A 15,833-nucleotide genomic window follows, 5' to 3' on the forward strand; every position below is an offset into this window, starting at 1 on the left:
CGGGACTATAAACCGGCGCCCGCGCGCCTCTTCCTCTTCTGCACCACCCTCAACAGGATGATCGTGCCCTCGTAGAGAACATATAGCGGCCCTGCCATGAGGAGCATCGTGTAGGGGTCTTGACTCGGCGTCACAACGGCCGCGAGCGCAACGATCGCAACGAAGGCGGCGCGGCGCTGGTGCTGCAACTGTTGCACCGAGACCGCTCCCGACAGTCCCAGGAAGAACAACAGCAGCGGCAACTCGAAGGTGAGCCCGAAGCCGATGAACATCAGGCCCACGAAGTTCAGGTACGCGTCGGCCCTGAAGAATGGGGTGATCAGCCCCTCGCCGAGCCCGATCAGGAAGCGGAGTCCCGGCTCGAGCGTCAGGTAGGCGAAGGTCACGCCCACCGAGAACAGCACGATCGACGACAGGATGAACGGCAACGCGTACTTCTTCTCCTGCGGCGTCAGCCCCGGCGTCACGAAGGCCCAGATCTGGTAGATCCAGACCGGCGCCGAGAACACGACTCCCACCATGGCCGTCACCTTCAGCCTCACGATGAAGGGTTCGGCCGGGCCGAACCCGCTGAGCCTGCATCCCTGGGGGCCGAGCAAGCTGGGGTCCAGCTCGCACAGCGGCGCAAGCAACAGATCAAGGATGGGTTCGAAGAAGAAGAAGGCGCCGATCGAGATCGCCACGAAGGCCGCCAGCGAGAAGATGAGCCGCCTGCGCAGCTCGTGCAGGTGCTCGATCATCGTCATCGCCGCGACCTGCGACTTCCGACGTCTGCGGCCGACGAAGCTCAACCTGCGCCGGCGCAGGTTCCCGGAAGTTCCCATCAGTTGTCCTCGCCGGAGGCTGCGGGTGGCGCGGGCGCGGTGTCTTCGTCTTCGTCCTCGACGTCGTCGAGGCTCAAGCCGTCTTCGAACTCGGCCTTTGCCTCTGCCGCCATCCGACGCACCTCCGACAAGGCCTTGCCGACGGTCCGGGCGATCTCCGGCAGCCGTTGGGGGCCGAACACGATCAGCGCGATGACCGCGAGCATGAGGAGCTCAAGGGGCCCAAGGGACGGCATCGGCGCAGTCTAGAAGTTGCTCGGGCGGTAAAAGAAAAAGGCGCCGGACTCCGGCGCCTCTTGGAACGTTGGTGTGAAGACCCCTACTGAGGCTGCGGTCCCATCAGCTCGTCGAGCCAATCGTCTCGCTTCAGCACCTCGTGGAAAGCGATCAGGTCGTCGTAGTCGATCGGCGGCCCCTGCTTGGGCTCGAGCGCCTCGGCGGGGACGTGCATCAACATCGGCATGACACCGCCCGACAGCAACAGCCGCACGATGCGGTCGTCCGCGGGCTTCTCTACGAACTCGCCGCAGTCGGGGCAGGAGAACCCGTAGCTGTTCGACGTGGTCTGGCTTCCGATGCGCAGGAGGATGTCCTCTGCGGTCAGGTCAACCTCTCCACAGCCGGGGCATGTTGCTTTGATGGTGGTCATGGTTCATCTATCGGCGCCACTCGGAGAAGGTTTAGAAGGTTTCGCTACGTAGTTTCGCCTCGCGACGGGCGCTCCTCAATCACGTGTTCTAGGCGTCCGATAATGCACACATGCCCATCTTCACCCGCGCCCGGAAAGACGATCTTCCGGAGAGCCCAGACAAGACGCGGGTGGCCCTGGAAGCCGCTCTGCGCGTGTCCGAGATCGCGTCGTCGGGCGCCGCGCTGCCGAACGCGGTTCAGGGCATGGTCGAAGCGGCCATCGAGCTGCTCGAGGCCGAGCAGGGCTCGATCATGTTGCTGCAGGAGGACGGTCAGACCCTGACCCTCGTGGCGTCCTACGGGCTGCCGTCCGAGGTGCCGATCGGTCAGTCCATCCGGGTGGGCGAGTCGGTCGCCGGTCGCGTCCTGGCTACGGGCAAGCCACTTCTCCTGGGTGCCATCGACCGCGACGCCTTCGTGAACTTCGTCCCGAAGAGCCGCCAGATCACGTCATCGATCGTGGTTCCGCTGCGCGTCCAGGGGCGCGGCATCGGCGTTCTCAGCCTCGCGGTCACCGATGCCCCCGCGCGCTTCGGAGACGAAGACCTGCGGGTTGCCCAGATGTTCGCGGACCAAGCCGCGGGATTGCTCTACCGCGCGCGGCTGCACGAGCAGGCCGAGCACCGGTCCTCCGACCTTATGGCTCTGGTCGAATCCAGCCGCGGGCTCCTCGGGAGTCTGGACGTCGAGGAGCTTCTTCAGAGCGTGCTGGATGGTGGAGCTCGCCTGGCGGGTTCGACCGAGGGGTTCGCGTGCCTGTTCGACAGCGACAGCGGCGGGATCACGCGCGGCGTCTTCCGCGGCTTCGCGAAAGACAAGATCCGCGCCTTGCTGGACCTCGAGGAGGTGCAGGACGCCATCCAACGTACAGACGTAGCGATGGTCGACGATCCTGATCGCGGGCCGGTGGTAGCCGTGGGCCTCAGAACCACCAGGGGCAGCACCGGCGTCATGGTGGTCCAGGCAGAGCGGGAGATCATCGAAGAACGCCGGCACCTGTTCCGCGCCTTCGCACAGCAGGGCGGCGCCGCTATCGGCGCGGCCGAGTTCCACAACGAGGTCGAGCGCAAAGAGACGGAGCTCACGTCGATCATCCAGGGGGTGCCGAACCCGATCCTGTTGGTCGACGCCCGCGGGAACCTGGTGGCCGTCAACCCGGCGTCCGAGACGCTGTTCGGCATCTCCAGCATGTTCGCCGCGGGCGCCCCCGCAGTCGGGACCGTGGGGCATCCCGAGATCGAGCGGCTGCTGACGGCCGAGGGGGAGCTGCAGGCCGAGGTCATCGCGGGCAACCCACCTCGCACCTACAAGGTCCGAGTAGCCGATGTGCACGTCCCGCGGGCCCCGATGGGACGCGTGCTGATCATGGACGACGTCACGTCCGAGCGCGAGATCGTTCAGACGCAGCGAGACTTCGTCGCGATGATCGGGCACGAGCTGCGGACGCCGCTCACCATCATCAAGGGATTCGCCCGCACCTTGCTCCGCCGCATCGACACCGTGAAGCCCGAGGACGCAACGGAGGCTCTGCGCACGATCGACGTTCGCGCCGCGCAACTCGAACGTTTGATCGAAGACCTGCTCTACGTATCGAAGATCGAGTCGCGCGAAGCTCAGCTCCGCATCGACCAGGTAGAGATCGCTTCTCTCGCGCGGGCGGTCGCGGAAGAGATCATCGGTGACTACGAGGATCGCGAGGTAGCGGTGGAGATCCCTCGTGGGCTGACGTGGCCTTGTGACGAGACCAAGGTCAGCCTGGTCCTGCGGCACCTGATCGAGAACGCTCTGAAGTACTCGGCGGGGCCGCAGCCCGTGGTCGTGCGCGCGTCTGAGGACGACGATGAGCTGCGGATCGACGTGATCGACAGGGGCATCGGCCTCGTCTCGACGGACATCCCACACATCTTCGAGCGCTTCCGCCAGGTCGACGGGTCCTCGACGAGGGAGCACGGCGGCACCGGTGTCGGCCTGTACCTGTGTGCGCAGCTGGTCCGGGTGCACAACGGGCGCATCTGGGTCGACTCCACATGGGGCAAGGGATCTACCTTCTCGTTCTCGCTCCCCCGCGGCGCCGTTACCGCCGGCGTCGTGCGGATCCGGTCCAAGCCGGCTGTCGAAGCCTCCTCTTAGCCGCCGTCCCAGCCGTGACGGCGGGCTATGCGCTCCGCCAGTCGCTGAGCCGTTTCCAGCACGGAGGCAGGCCGCACGTTTCTCACCTGGTCGCCGAGACGAAGCGCCAGGGTTGCGCCCCACCTGTCGCCGCTCGACAGAAGCTCGACCTCGCGCCAGCCGTCGGGGAGCTCGCGCGCGGCCCGCACGGGGTAGTAGTCCTCGAACCAGCGGGCGGCCTCGGGTGAGATCTCGACGGTGACCACCGTCTGATCGTCGCGGCCGATGAACGCGCCCTTGTAGCGCTCCGCGTCGAAGTCGACCGGAGGAGCCGCCGGCGTATCCGTCAGCCTCGAGCTCTTGATGCGGTCGACCCTGAACATGCGCTCCTCGCCGCTCAGGTGGTCGAAGCCGACGACGTACCAGCGTCCAAGGGTCGCAACAAGTCCCCACGGGTCGATCTCTCTGGTGGCCGGCTCGCTGCGAGAGCTGGAGAGGTACTCGATCTTCACCCTCTTGTGCTCGGAGAGACCTTGTTGCAGGACCTGCAGGTGCTGCTGCGGAGTCGTCTCGAAGCGCACCTCGATCGCGGATCCCTCGTCCCCGTCTCCGTCGGCCCCGAGCGCCTTGCCCAGCTTCACGAGCGCTCGCCGCAGCGAGTCCGCCTGCTCCATCGCGGGGAGAGCCGCGATGGCTTGGCCGCCCGCGTAGAGGGCGAGCGCCTCCCCCGGCGTCAGCCGGAGGGGGGCCGAGAAATAGTCGGCCATCCGGATATAGATCCGGTCCTCTTGGATCTCGACGTCGATGAGGTCGCCGGGCCCGTAGCCCGGGAGCCCACAGAGGAACACGAGGTTGAGGTCATTGATCAACTCGTTCTTCGGGATCTGGAACTTGCGCGACAGCTCGCCGGCAGTCGTCCCCGGATGTTGGATGGCGTACGGAAGCAGCAGCAGGATCCGGCTGAGCCTGCGACCGAGCCTGCCGGCGTTCTCCGTCATGACCTCGGCAGGAAGGGGCGCAGGTGATCGATCATGCGCTCGCGAGCCTCTACGGGCTCCACGATCTCGACGGAGGCGCCAAGCCCGATCGCCCACGACACCAGCGCCTCGATGTTAGCGACGGGCATCTCCACCTGCGCCGATCCGCCGGGGCCTCCCGTGACGTCGAGCCGCGGCATGTTCTGGTGGGGCCACCACCGCAGAGCCTCGTCGAAGCGGACGGTGGCGCGCTGGTGATGGTCCTCCCCGAGCTCCCACGGCTCGACGCCCGTGTGGGCGTCGACGTCGAAGTCCTCGGGAACCTCGTACGTGCCGTCGGCGGAGGTGACCGACGAGATGATCCTCGAGACCTTGAATGACCGGACGGCACCGCGGGTCGCATCGCGACCCACCAGGTACCAGTGCCCGCGGCGGTGGACGAGGCTGTACGGCTCCAGGTGCCGGCTGCTGCGCGCGCCGTCGCCGCTCTCGTAGTCGAAACGTACGGGCCTCTTGTCCAGAAGGGCGGAGAGCAGGGGGCCGAGAAGAGGCTGCTCGGCGGCCACGTCCGCACCCCACACGACGTGCGGGGCGGCAACGGCATCTTCTGCTGCGCCAACCGACAGCTTCCGGAACCCGGCCGCAGCCTCCTCGCCCACGCCGAGAACGGCGTCGGCCGCGAGCCGCAGCGCCGCGAGCTCGTCGGCTTGCAGGTCGAGGTCGGGCATGTAGTACTTCCCGGGCGGGATCGTGTACGCATCCACGTCCTCTTCGTCCTTCACGACCTCGATCGGGATGCCCATCTCGCGCAGCTCGGCCTTGTCGCGCTCGAACGAGCGACGGAAGGCCTCGACGTTTTCGGTCTGGTACCCGGCGATCCGCGTCCGGATCTCGGCGGCGGTCATCGGCCTGCGGCTGTCGAGGAGCGCTGCGATGAGGTTGATCAGCCGCTCGATGCGCCGCATCGCGTGAGATTAACCGCCGTCCGCCAGAGCCTCCCCGGCGACGCTGCCGGCAGCGGCGGCCGCGTACCACAGCTCCGGCGCCTCACCCATAGTTCGGCCCATCGACACGGGGTTGATGCCGCGCTCGCGCAGGAGGCGAACACCGGGACGTCCGCTCGCGAACACGAGCTCGTGACGGGCGCAGACTTCCGACTTCTCGAGCTGTGCCTCCATGAGGCGGGTCTGCGCTACGGGCAGTTTTGGAACGACCACGGTGCAGCGCTCACGGGCCGCCACCGTCAATGCCGTCAGCGTGTGATGGCTGATCCCGAAGTGGCGGGGCCTGCCGTCGTGGAACGACACCCGCACGGTGGCGATCGCCCTGCCGTGAAGGGCCGTGGCCGCGTCCAGCAGTTGTCCCTGCTCGATCGCGCTGTGTCCGAGGCGGCTGCCGGTGCCGACCACGCCCGGGCCCATCGCCGCGATCACGGCATCACAGCGGGTGGCTCGTTGCAGTGCGACCAGGCCGCTGAAGACGTTCACCGCTTCGAGGTCCCCGCCGAATGCATGCCCCGTCGTGCAGGTGCTGTCGACGAGCCCGGCCTCCTTCATCTGGGTCACGAGGTTGCTGAACGCGGCGGGAAGGGCTCCGCCGTCCGTCATGAGGTAGCCGACGCGGGCCGCTGGTGCGGCGGCTCGTATGCCGGCGGCGACCGCGGGGATCTGGGAGTGCAGACCGCAGGCGACCACCGGCAACCCTCCGAGATCGTCCGCGTCCCGTAGAGCCTCGTGGTGCGGGCTCTCCGGCGCCTCCGCCGCGACCACGTTCATCTGCCACGGCGTGTACCTCATCTTCATGATGTGGCCTTCCCCGACGGTTCCCCCTCCGCCGTCGAGGTTCCACAGGATCAGCCCGATGCCGCCGGTTCCGAGGCCCAGCTCGAGCCCGGTCACGTTGACAACGACTGCATCGCCCTCGGCAAGTTCCCCCTGGAGCATGGAGGGGTAACCGACGGCGTCGATCTCTCGGTCCCCAAGCGCCACCTTCGCTCGAACGCGCTCCGGCGTCACCTCCACGACGGCCACCACCTTGCCCTCGTGGAAGAGTGCCATCAGAGAGACGCGATCAGCTTGGCGACCCGCTCGTCCACGGACCGGAACGGGTCCTTGCAGAGGACCGTCCGCTGCGCCTGATCGTTGAGCTTGAGGTGGACCCAGTCGACGGTGAAGTCCCGGCGCTTGCGCTTCGCGGCGCGGATGAACTCCCCGCGCAGCTTCGCACGGGTGGTGTCGGGGGGCTCTTGCGTCGCGAGCTCGATGTCCGCCTCGTCGCACATCCTCTCCGCCAGCCCGCGCCGCTCGAGGATGTAGTAGAGGCCGCGCTTCCGGTTGACATCGTGGTACGCGAGGTCCATCAAAGCCACGCGTGGATGGGCGAGCGACATGTTCTTGTGCCTATGGCGGTAGTCCTCGATCAGCTTCCGCTTCGCGATCCAGTCGACCTGACGCTCCAGACCTCCCTGATCGTGCTCCAGGCAATGCAGCGCGTGCTCCCACATCGCGGCTATCTCTTTCAAGACGTGATCGTCTCTCTGCTCCACCCATCGAAGCGCCTTCTCGAGGTACTCCTTCTGCATGTCCAGAGCCGACGCCTCGCGTCCGTTGGCGAGCCGCACTCGTCGCCGACAGGTCGTGTCGTGGGAGATCTCTCGGATCGCGCGGATCGGGTTCTCTAAGGTCATGTCGCGCACCTGCACGCCCTCCTCGAGCATCCTCAGCAAGAGCGCCGTGCTTCCGACCTTCAGATACGAAGCCCACTCGTTCATGTTCGAGTCGCCGACGATGACGTGGAGGCGCCGGTACTTCTCGGCGTCCGCGTGAGGCTCGTCGCGCGTGTTGATGATCGGACGCGAGCGCGTTGTTGCCGAGGACACGCCCTCCCATATGTGCTCCGCCCGTTGTGAGATGCAGAACAAGGCACCTCGCGCCGTCTGCAGGACCTTTCCGGCGCCCGCGTAGATCTGGCGCGTGACGAAGAACGGGATCATGACCTCGGCGAGGCGCCCGAACTCGCCGTACCTCGAGACCAAGTAGTTCTCGTGGCTGCCGTAGGAGTTGCCGGCCGAATCCGTGTTGTTCTTAAAGAGGTAGATGTCGCCGGAGATGCCTTCCTCCCGAAGCCGCGCCTCCGCGGCTTTCAGCAAGCCCTCGAGGATCCTTTCGCCCGCCTTGTCGTGAACGACCAGGTCGTAGACCGAGTCGCACTCGGGCGTCGCGTATTCCGGATGAGACCCGACGTCGAGGTAGAGGCGCGCCCCGTTCTCGAGAAAGACGTTCGAAGAGCGGCCCCAGGAGACGACGCGGCGGAAGAGGTAGCGGGCCACCTCGTCGGGCGACAGCCGCCGCTGGCCCCTGAACGTGCAGGTGACGCCGTATTCGTTCTCGGTTCCGAAGATCCGTCGCTCCATCGGACCATTGTCCCCCGCGAGCCGGGTTTGGGCTCCTATCTGAGGAAGTCTTGAAGCTCCTTGTTCGTCAAGCGGCGGAACTTCCGGCGCGGCCTGTTCCGGTCCAGCACCGCGACCTCGAGATGCTCGGCGGGCATCTCGCGCCCCTCGACGTTGCGCAAAGCTTCGTCGCCGAGCTTCACCGCCTGCTTCAGGGCGGGCGACTTCTTCGGGTACTTGTCGCCGAGGTAGGTGCCCAGCGCCTCGGCCTGACCACCCATGGCCACCCAGCCCTGGCGGTCGCTCACCGACCCGTCGAAGAGAATGTGGAAGAGCTCGTTGCGGTCGGGCGTGTCTCCCACCGCCGCCACCAGGATCTCGCACTCGTAGGGCTTCAGCTCGGTCGTGAAGATGTTGCCGAGGCTCTGCGAGTACGCGTTCGCCAGCGCCTTCGCCGTGACGTCCTCACGGGAGTACGAGTACCCCTTGACGTCGACGAGCCGGATGCCCCCGATCCGCAGCTGCTCGAACTCGTTGAACTTGCCGACGCCCGCGAACGCGATCCGGTCGTAGATCTCGCTCACCTTGTGCAGCGTCGCGGACGGGTTCTCCGCGATGAAGATGATGCCGTCCGCGTATTCCAGAGCGATGACGGATCTGCCGCGCGCTATGCCCTTGCGCGCGTAGTCGGCCTTGTCCTTCATCAGTTGTTCCGGAGACACGTAGTAGGGGCTGGCCATGCTCATCGCTCCGGTTTCGCTCTGCGCACGTCGACCGTGTGGGTCTCGGGCAGGAGCATGTCGTCGCGTCGTTCTGCGATCAGTTGCTCGAACAGGGAGCGGATCTCGTCCTCGCGGATCTCCACGGTGCCCGACGCCGTGATCGAAGCGACGGTCGGAAAGATCCCGCGCATCAGATCGGGACCTCCCGTCCCTACGTCCTCGTCGGCCGCGTCGAACAATGCCTCGATCGCGATCTTGACAGCCTCGTCCCTGCTGAGGCCGTCGTCGAACCGCTTCTTCAGCGACGACCGGGCGTCTTTCCCGCCCGAGCCGGTGGCGTGGTAATCGTCTTCCTCGTAGCGGCCGCCCGTGATGTCGTACTTGAAGATGCGCCCGATCTGCCGCGCCTCGTCGAACCCCGCGAAGAGCGGCACCACCGCAAGCCCCTGCATCGCGGCGGGCAGGTTCGCCCTGATCATCTGCGAGAGCTTGTTCGCTTTACCTTCGAGCGTCAGTCGCTCCCCCTCGACCTTCTCGTAGTGCTCGAGCTCGGTCTGGAACAGGCGCACCATCTCGACGGCGGGCCCCGCCGCGCCCGCGATCGCCACCGCGCTCATGTCGTCGGCGGCGAATACCTTCTCGATCGACCGATGGGCGATCTGGAAGCCCTCCGTCGCCCGGCGGTCGCCCGCGACGATGACGCCGTCCGCGAACCGCAGAGCGAGGACCGTCGTCCCCTCGGGCGCGTGCACCGGGCTTTCCAGCTTCGTCTCCGGGAGGTGGTCCGGGGCCGCGCTCTTCAAGACCTCCGTGAACGAAGAGCCGGGCCCGTACACCGGCATACGCAAGATGTCACCAAAGCTGTAGCTGTCCATGCCATCCATGGCGCTCAAGATAACTGAGGCCGCGCCGCAGCAGGTCGGCTAGCTAGCTCTTCGGAATCCGCCGTGGCACTCGCCGCGGACGATCGCCCGTACCCAGAGGTAGCTGTCGTCTCCGCAGATAAGCGCCCGCCGCTTCGAATCGAGCAGCGTCCTCGTGAAACAGCCCCATCGCTCGGTTGCAGCTACCGCAGAGAAGACCGCGTACACGACCCGAAGAGTGGTCGTGGTCAACATGGAGACGCGACCCATCCTCCTTCCCGCAGATCGCGCAGCGTCCACGCTGTACGACCACGAGGAACTCGAAATCGTCTTGGGTCAACCCGTAGTGTCGGGAAAGATGCAGGTCACGCTCCCGGCGTTTCTCCGCAGGTCCTCTAGCGGCCCTTCGTCGTCGCTGAGCCTCTAGATATCGCTCCCGGTTCTCGCGTTGCCACTGCTGAACCCGGCTGATGTGTGCACCTGGGTCGGCGCGAGATCTCCGCCTCTTCTGCTCGCACATACAGGCTTTGCAATCATTGCGAAAGCCGTCGCGCATCCCGCGCTGTTGATAGAAGTCGCTGTAAGGTTTCGGCTCTCCGCACGCTATGCATCGTTTGAATCCGTTCACGGACGCGCCACCTCTCGTTTCCTGATCCGGGGCGCGGGTCCGAATCCACTTCAGGGAGGACCTAGTCTCTAATCACACGCGCAACAGGAACCTCACTGACCGCCTTTTTGGACATATGAGCGCACAAAATCCTCGGCATTGACTTCGAGGACCTCGTCGATCTCGTCGAGAAGGTCTTCTAGTTCCTCGTCCTTCTCTTCGGTCGTTGTGGTCTCGGAAGCTTGAGGTGCTTCCTCTTCCTTCTTCGGCTTCGGCTTGCGCGTCTGGTCGGCCATGCGCTAACTCTACTACCGCCCTAGAACGGAAATGGGTCTAGGCGCTGAGGTTCGCGAGCAACGACGAGACGTCGGGGCTTGCGTCGAACAGCCCTTGCACGTGGGACTTCGTCCCGCGCATCGGCTCCATCGTCGGGACCTTCCGCAGCGGGTCGTCCCCCGAGTCGAAGATGAGGGCGTCCCACGACGCGGCCACGATCGAGTCGGAGAAGCGGCGCAGGCATTCGCCGCGGAAATACGCGCGCGTGTCCTCCGGAGGGTGATCGACGGCATGCGCGATCTCGTCTTCGGACACGAGTCGCTCGATCTTGTTCGACTTCACGAGCTTCCAGTACAAACCGCGCTGCGGGTCGACGTCGTGGTACTGCAGGTCGATCAACCTCAGCTTCGAGTCGTCCCACGCCAACCCATCACGTTCCCGATACGCCTCCATCACCTTCAGCTTCGCCACCCAGTCGAGCTGTGAAGACAGCGACATGGGATCTCGCTCGAGGCCCTCGAGCACGCTCTCCCACCGCTCGAGAACCTGATCGCTTCCGACATCGGTTTCGTTGTCCTGCGCGTACTTCTTGGCGAGCTTCAGGTACTCCCACTGCAGCTCGACCGCGGTTATCTTGCGTCCGTCCAACAGCTCGACCGTCTGTTTGCATGAGGGATCGTGCGACACCATCTTCATGGAGCGGACGGGCTGCGCGAGTGACAGGTCGTCCGCGATGAAGTCGTCCTCGATCATGCGAAGCAAGAGCGCGGTCGTCCCGATCTTCAGGTATGTCGGGACCTCGGCAAGGTTGGCGTCGCCGACGATGACGTGGAGGCGGCGGTAGCGCTCGGGATCCGCGTGGGGTTCGTCCCGCGTGTTGATGATGGGTCGCTTGAACGTTGTCTCGAGCCCCACCTCGACCTCGAAGAAGTCGGCCCGCTGCGACAGTTGGTAGTCGACGGATTCGGCCCCGTTCTCGGCCCCCACCTTTCCCGCCCCCGTGAAGACCTGCCGAGTCACGAAGAACGGAGTGAGGTGCTTCACGATCTGAGGGAACGGCGTCTCACGAGAAACGAGATAGTTCTCGTGGGTCCCGTATGAGTTGCCCTTCCCGTCGGAATTGTTCTTGTAGATGAAGACCCTCTCGCCCTCGCGCAAAACCGGGGTCGCGGCCTTGATGGAATCAGCAAGGATCCGCTCCCCCGCCTTGTCCCAGATCACGACGTCGCGCGCGTTCGAACACTCGGGGCTCGAGTACTCGGGATGTGCGTGGTCGACGTAGTACCTAGATCCGTTCGGCAGGATGATGTTGACCAACCCCGACTCGTCCTCCACGACGACGTCTGCCTGAGCACGGTCGAAGCCGCGGGCGTCGCGCAGCGGGCTCTCCTCCTCGTAGTCCCACCGCACACGGCTGAACGCCGGCTTCGCGTACGCGTTGATCAACAACGAAGACGTCAGGATCGGGTTGAACTCCGTGCTCCCGCGGACCGAGATGCCGTATTCGGTCTCGATGCCGGAGATCTTCGGTATAGCCATATCCGAGAGGGTACGCCCGAAGTGGCCTTCGTGGAACGACGCAGAGGTCTTAGAGGTACTGCCCGGTTTGCACGCGTTCCACTTGGCGGCTGCCGTCGCCATCGCCCGTCTCGCCGACCAGCGTCCGGATGTAGACGATCCTCTCGCCCTTCTTCCCGGAGATCCGAGCCCAGTCGTCGGGATTCGTCGTGTTCGGCAGGTCCTGGTTCTCCTTGTACTCCTGGTGGATCGCGTCGATCAGGTCCTGCTCGCCGATCCCCCTCGCTTCGCCTGCGATAGCGCGCTTGATCGCGGTCTTCTTCGCGCGCCTCACGATATTCTCGATCATCGCCCCCGACGAGAAGTCCTTGAAGTACAGCTCCTCCTTCTCGCCGTTCGCGTAGGTGACCTCGAGGAACCGGTTGTCCGCGTCCGTCGAGTACATCTTCTCGACGGTGGACGAGATGATCGAGGACACGGCGGCCTCCGGCGACCCGGCGCGAGCGACCTCGGCCTCCGCTATCGGCAGGTTCGCCGTCAGGTACTTCGAGAAGATCTGCTGTGCCGCGCGCTCGTCCGGACGCTCGATCTTGATCTTCACGTCGAGACGACCCGGGCGAAGGATCGCAGGGTCGATCAGGTCCTCACGGTTCGACGCACCGATGACGATCACGTTCTTTAGCGTCTCGACACCGTCGATCTCGGCCAGGAGCTGCGGGACGATCGTCGACTCGATGTCGCTCGAGATGCCCGAGCCGCGGGTGCGGAAGAGCGAATCCATCTCGTCGAAGAAGACGATGATCGGAACGCCTTCCTCCGACTTCTCCTTCGCCCGTTGGAAGATCATGCGGATCTGCCGCTCGGTCTCGCCGACGTACTTGTTCAGGAGCTCCGGCCCCTTCACGTTCAAGAAGTACGACCGGTGCGTCTTCTGGTCGAGCTTCGCCGCGATCTGCTTCGCGAGGGAGTTCGCCACCGCCTTCGCGACAAGCGTCTTGCCACATCCGGGCGGCCCATACAAAAGGATCCCTTTCGGCGGCTCTAGCTCGTGCTCGGCGAACAGGTCCTTGTGCAGGAACGGCAGCTCCACGGCGTCGCGGATCTCCTCGATCTGCTCGTCCAGGCCGCCGATGTCTTCGTAGGAGATGTCCGGAACCTCTTCGAGGATCAGCTCCTCGACTTCGGGCTTCGGCAGCTTCTCGAGGACGTGGCCGGACTTTGGCTCGAGCAGCAAGGTGTCACCGGCCCGGAGCTTCTCCTCGAGCAGCGGGCTCGCCAGCTCGACCACCCTCTCCTCGTCGGTACGCCCGATCACGAGAGCGCGGCTTCCGCCCTCGAGCACCTCCTTCAGGATCACGACCTCGCCCTGCACCTCGAAATCGCAGACCTCGATGATGTTCAGCGCTTCGTTCAGCACCACCTCTTGGCCCCGCTTGATGCTCTCGAGATCGACCTCCGGAGACACGTTCACGCGCAGCTTCCTGCCGTTCGCGAACACGTCTGCGGTCGCGTTCTCGTATGCCTCGAGGTAGATGCCGTAGCCGGAGGGAGGCTGCGAAAGCTTGTCGACCTCTTCTTTGAGAGCGACCAGCTGATCCCGCGCCTCTCTCAGCGTCTCTGCCAGCTTGCTGTTGTTGTCGCGGGTCTTCGTCAGCTCCGCGCTGGTCTCGGCGAGTCGCTTCTCCAAAAGGTGGATCTGGCGCGGAGCGGCGTCGAGCTTCCGGCGCGTGAGGGCGAGCTCGTCTTCCAGCAGCTTCAGCTGACCTTGAAGCTCCTGGACCTCCCGGTCGTAATCGGCGATCCGGCGTTCCAGCTCGTTCTCGTGAACGATGACCACCTCCCCTGTAGGAGGAAGACTACTCCCGCCAACCTTTAGTTCGCGAGCTTTCTGGCGGTGATGATGAAGCCCGTGTGCGCCACCATCCGGTGGTCCGGGCGTACCGAGCGATCCTCCACGTTCCATGTCCGCAGAAGTCCCTCGAAGGTGTCGATGAAGCCGAACCCGCTGCGCCGCAGCGTCTCGACCGTCTGAACCACCTGCAGCACGGTCGGGAGGTAGCAGCAGAGGATCCCGCCGCTGGCGAGAGAGTCCGTGCCCGCGCCCACCGCCCGCCACGGTTCAGGCATGTCCAACACCATGCGGTCGACGCCACGCTCCGGGATCCCCTCGAAGAGGTCGCCCAAGCGCAGCTCGATGTTCTCGGGCTTCCCTCCGCGGCCCTCGTACCAGGTGGTGACGTTCTCGACCGCTCGCTCGTGATGGTCCTCTCTCACCTCGTACGAGATCACGCGCCCCGCGTCACCCACGGCACGCGCCAGCGCCAGCGTCAGTGATCCCGAGCCGGTTCCCGCCTCCACCACGGTCGCACCGGCGAAGACGTCGGCGTAAACCAGGATGAGGGCAACGTCCTTCGGATAGATAACCTGCGCGCCCCGCTTCATCTTCAACGTGTACTCCGCGAGCGTCGGGCGCAGGACCAGCATCTTCGAACCGCCGCTGGTGCGCACGCTCGATCCCTCCGGCGCCCCGATCAGATCGTCGTGCTCCAGGATCCCGAGGTGCGAGTGGAACTGCTTCCCCGTCCCGAGCGTGATGAGGTAGCGCCGGTCGCGCGGGTCGATCAGGAGAACCCTCTCCCCCGGTTCCAGAAGACGTTCCATCGCTACCGCCGCGCCGAACGGCGGATGCTCGGAGCGGGCACGACCTCGCCCTTGCGTTTGGCCGCCAATGCTTTCGTCTTGCAGAAGGCGCAGCAGGGCTCGCCAGAGCTGGGAAGGATCGTCACGGCGCCGCACTCCGTACATGCAGCCAGCTCGACATCACCCTTGGGAACGTCTGCGAAACGAGACGCGGCCTTCTTCAGGAACCCGAAATACATCTGGCTCTTGGTGCCGGGAGAGGCCTCCTCCAAGAGCGTGATGGCCTCTTTGTACTTGTGCTGCGTGTTGCCCTCGACCATGGGGCACTCCTCGATGACGTAGTCGATCCCCTTCAGCAGCGCGTAGGCCGCCGTCTCGCGCTCGGCGATCTTCACCAGCGGTTTGACCTTCTTGACCATGACGGTCCGAGCGGTGTCACCGCTCCCGAACAATCGCTCCTCGAGCACGGGCGCCTGACGCGCGAGCATGTCGGTGTTCCAGTGCAAGACGTTGCCGAACAGCGTCGCCACCTCGTCGTCGAGGTTGTGGCCCGTCACCAGGATGTCGAACCCCTCCTCGAGCGCGGCGCGGTTGAACTCGTAGCGCTTGTTGAGGCCGCACCCTGAGCAGGGTGCGCGACGGGTCAGCTTCGACAGCTCGGGGACGCTGTAGCCGTGTTCCTCTACCAGGGTGCGGACGATCAGCTTCGCGTTCTTCCGCTCCGCGTACGCGATGCACGCCTCCTTGCTGCGGGTCGAGTAGCCGCCGATCCCAAGGTCTAGGTAGAAGCCGGTGACGTCGTAGCGGAGGTCGAGCAGGATGTCCCACAGCGCCAGGGAGTCCTTCCCGCCCGACACCGCGAGCAGCAGCCGATCGGTGGGATCGAACATCTTGAACTCTTTGATGGTCTTCGCGACCTGGTTCGAGATGTGCTCCAGGAAGTGATGCTGGCAGAACCCCGCGTTGTGGCGGCGGATGTCCACCACCGCATGCTGGCGACAGACCTTGCACTTCATCGGTAAGACCCTCCGGACAAGACCGGGCGGACCTCGATCTCGTCGTCTTCGTCCAGGCGCTCGTCGCGGGTCAGTAGCGTCGCGTCGCGGATGACGAGCACCGACTCGGGGACGATCTGCAGCTCCTGGAGGAGCGCCAGCACGTTCCGGGCCCCGGAGACCTCGACCACTCGATCTGGATTTCGCAGCCTGACCTTCAT

17 protein-coding genes are annotated in these 15,833 nt (G+C 65.2%); 1 reads left to right on the forward strand and 16 read right to left on the reverse strand.

Going from position 1 to position 15,833, the window contains the following annotated elements; translation table 11 throughout:
- Nucleotides 1-5 precede the first annotated feature (5 nt).
- The 3 genes from tatC to M3N53_07385 form a co-directional block, all read right to left on the reverse strand.
- Nucleotides 6-824 carry a twin-arginine translocase subunit TatC gene (gene tatC, locus M3N53_07375; protein ID MDP9068150.1) on the reverse strand — a complete coding sequence of 273 codons (819 nt, stop codon included), beginning with the start codon at nt 822-824 and terminating at the stop codon, nt 6-8.
- On the reverse strand, nt 824-1,060 hold the full coding sequence (tatB, locus tag M3N53_07380) for a Sec-independent protein translocase protein TatB (GenBank protein MDP9068151.1): 237 nt from the start codon (nt 1,058-1,060) through the stop codon (nt 824-826). Before tatB ends, tatC begins: the two co-directional genes overlap by 1 nt.
- 83 nt (nt 1,061-1,143) lie before the next feature.
- Nucleotides 1,144-1,473: a hypothetical protein gene (locus tag M3N53_07385; protein MDP9068152.1), complete on the reverse strand. Its 330-nt coding sequence runs from the start codon at nt 1,471-1,473 to the stop codon at nt 1,144-1,146.
- 110 nt (nt 1,474-1,583) lie between these two features.
- Here M3N53_07385 and M3N53_07390 point away from each other — a divergent pair, with 110 nt between their 5' ends.
- Entirely contained in the window at nt 1,584-3,644 is a 2,061-nt protein-coding gene (locus M3N53_07390) for an ATP-binding protein (GenBank protein MDP9068153.1), read from the forward strand.
- Here the strand turns inward: M3N53_07390 and M3N53_07395 are convergent.
- From M3N53_07395 to M3N53_07455, 13 genes are all read right to left on the reverse strand, one after another.
- Entirely contained in the window at nt 3,641-4,621 is a 981-nt protein-coding gene (locus M3N53_07395) for a WYL domain-containing protein (GenBank protein ID MDP9068154.1), read from the reverse strand. The two genes, M3N53_07390 and M3N53_07395, sit on opposite strands and share 4 nt — an antisense overlap.
- A complete protein-coding gene (locus tag M3N53_07400) occupies nt 4,618-5,565 on the reverse strand; it encodes a WYL domain-containing protein (GenBank protein ID MDP9068155.1) in 948 nt (315 codons plus the stop codon). The genes M3N53_07395 and M3N53_07400 overlap by 4 nt, the downstream gene beginning before the upstream one ends.
- A gap of 9 nt (nt 5,566-5,574) precedes the next feature.
- Entirely contained in the window at nt 5,575-6,657 is a 1,083-nt protein-coding gene (locus M3N53_07405; GenBank protein MDP9068156.1) for a DUF3866 family protein, read from the reverse strand.
- Complete coding sequence (gene pafA, locus M3N53_07410; GenBank protein MDP9068157.1) at nt 6,657-8,012, reverse strand: Pup--protein ligase; 1,356 nt, start codon at nt 8,010-8,012, stop codon at nt 6,657-6,659. Before pafA ends, M3N53_07405 begins: the two co-directional genes overlap by 1 nt.
- Before the next feature lie 35 nt (nt 8,013-8,047).
- Complete coding sequence (gene prcA, locus M3N53_07415; GenBank protein MDP9068158.1) at nt 8,048-8,731, reverse strand: proteasome subunit alpha; 684 nt, start codon at nt 8,729-8,731, stop codon at nt 8,048-8,050.
- Between the two features lie 2 nt (nt 8,732-8,733).
- Nucleotides 8,734-9,597, reverse strand: a complete 864-nt coding sequence (gene prcB, locus M3N53_07420) for a proteasome subunit beta (protein MDP9068159.1) — start codon at nt 9,595-9,597, stop codon at nt 8,734-8,736.
- Nucleotides 9,598-9,636: 39 nt separating this feature from the next.
- Nucleotides 9,637-9,831, reverse strand: a complete 195-nt coding sequence (locus M3N53_07425) for a hypothetical protein (protein MDP9068160.1) — start codon at nt 9,829-9,831, stop codon at nt 9,637-9,639.
- Nucleotides 9,832-10,296: 465 nt separating this feature from the next.
- A complete protein-coding gene (locus M3N53_07430; protein ID MDP9068161.1) occupies nt 10,297-10,479 on the reverse strand; it encodes a ubiquitin-like protein Pup in 183 nt (60 codons plus the stop codon).
- Nucleotides 10,480-10,516: 37 nt separating this feature from the next.
- On the reverse strand, nt 10,517-11,992 hold the full coding sequence (locus M3N53_07435) for a proteasome accessory factor PafA2 (protein MDP9068162.1): 1,476 nt from the start codon (nt 11,990-11,992) through the stop codon (nt 10,517-10,519).
- A gap of 55 nt (nt 11,993-12,047) precedes the next feature.
- The gene (gene arc, locus M3N53_07440; GenBank protein ID MDP9068163.1) at nt 12,048-13,814 is read right to left on the reverse strand and encodes a proteasome ATPase; all 1,767 of its coding nucleotides are present in this window, start codon (nt 13,812-13,814) and stop codon (nt 12,048-12,050) included.
- Between the two features lie 35 nt (nt 13,815-13,849).
- Nucleotides 13,850-14,638 carry a tRNA (adenine-N1)-methyltransferase gene (locus M3N53_07445; protein ID MDP9068164.1) on the reverse strand — a complete coding sequence of 263 codons (789 nt, stop codon included), beginning with the start codon at nt 14,636-14,638 and terminating at the stop codon, nt 13,850-13,852.
- A 2-nt stretch (nt 14,639-14,640) separates the two neighbouring features.
- Nucleotides 14,641-15,633 (reverse strand): adenine nucleotide alpha hydrolase family protein, encoded by a 993-nt coding sequence (locus tag M3N53_07450; GenBank protein ID MDP9068165.1) that lies wholly within the window; start codon nt 15,631-15,633, stop codon nt 14,641-14,643.
- Nucleotides 15,630-15,833 carry a MoaD/ThiS family protein gene (locus M3N53_07455; GenBank protein ID MDP9068166.1) on the reverse strand — a complete coding sequence of 68 codons (204 nt, stop codon included), beginning with the start codon at nt 15,831-15,833 and terminating at the stop codon, nt 15,630-15,632. The genes M3N53_07450 and M3N53_07455 overlap by 4 nt, the downstream gene beginning before the upstream one ends.

It is taken from the genome of Actinomycetota bacterium (genome assembly GCA_030776625.1).
Classification (GTDB): domain Bacteria; phylum Actinomycetota; class CADDZG01; order CADDZG01; family WHSQ01; genus MB1-2.

Bases quoted from the DNA above. Each gene is read 5' to 3' on its own strand.
- tatC (MDP9068150.1), bottom strand. From the start codon at position 824: ATGGGAACTTCCGGGAACCTGCGCCGGCGCAGGTTGAGCTTCGTCGGC.
- tatB (MDP9068151.1), bottom strand. From the start codon at position 1,060: ATGCCGTCCCTTGGGCCCCTTGAGCTCCTCATGCTCGCGGTCATCGCG.
- M3N53_07385 (MDP9068152.1), bottom strand. From the start codon at position 1,473: ATGACCACCATCAAAGCAACATGCCCCGGCTGTGGAGAGGTTGACCTG.
- M3N53_07390 (MDP9068153.1), top strand. From the start codon at position 1,584: ATGCCCATCTTCACCCGCGCCCGGAAAGACGATCTTCCGGAGAGCCCA.
- M3N53_07395 (MDP9068154.1), bottom strand. From the start codon at position 4,621: ATGACGGAGAACGCCGGCAGGCTCGGTCGCAGGCTCAGCCGGATCCTG.
- M3N53_07400 (MDP9068155.1), bottom strand. From the start codon at position 5,565: ATGCGGCGCATCGAGCGGCTGATCAACCTCATCGCAGCGCTCCTCGAC.
- M3N53_07405 (MDP9068156.1), bottom strand. From the start codon at position 6,657: ATGGCACTCTTCCACGAGGGCAAGGTGGTGGCCGTCGTGGAGGTGACG.
- pafA (MDP9068157.1), bottom strand. From the start codon at position 8,012: ATGGAGCGACGGATCTTCGGAACCGAGAACGAATACGGCGTCACCTGC.
- prcA (MDP9068158.1), bottom strand. From the start codon at position 8,731: ATGGCCAGCCCCTACTACGTGTCTCCGGAACAACTGATGAAGGACAAG.
- prcB (MDP9068159.1), bottom strand. From the start codon at position 9,597: ATGGATGGCATGGACAGCTACAGCTTTGGTGACATCTTGCGTATGCCG.
- M3N53_07425 (MDP9068160.1), bottom strand. From the start codon at position 9,831: ATGTTGACCACGACCACTCTTCGGGTCGTGTACGCGGTCTTCTCTGCG.
- M3N53_07430 (MDP9068161.1), bottom strand. From the start codon at position 10,479: ATGGCCGACCAGACGCGCAAGCCGAAGCCGAAGAAGGAAGAGGAAGCA.
- M3N53_07445 (MDP9068164.1), bottom strand. From the start codon at position 14,638: ATGGAACGTCTTCTGGAACCGGGGGAGAGGGTTCTCCTGATCGACCCG.
- M3N53_07450 (MDP9068165.1), bottom strand. From the start codon at position 15,633: ATGAAGTGCAAGGTCTGTCGCCAGCATGCGGTGGTGGACATCCGCCGC.
- M3N53_07455 (MDP9068166.1), bottom strand. From the start codon at position 15,833: ATGAAGGTCAGGCTGCGAAATCCAGATCGAGTGGTCGAGGTCTCCGGG.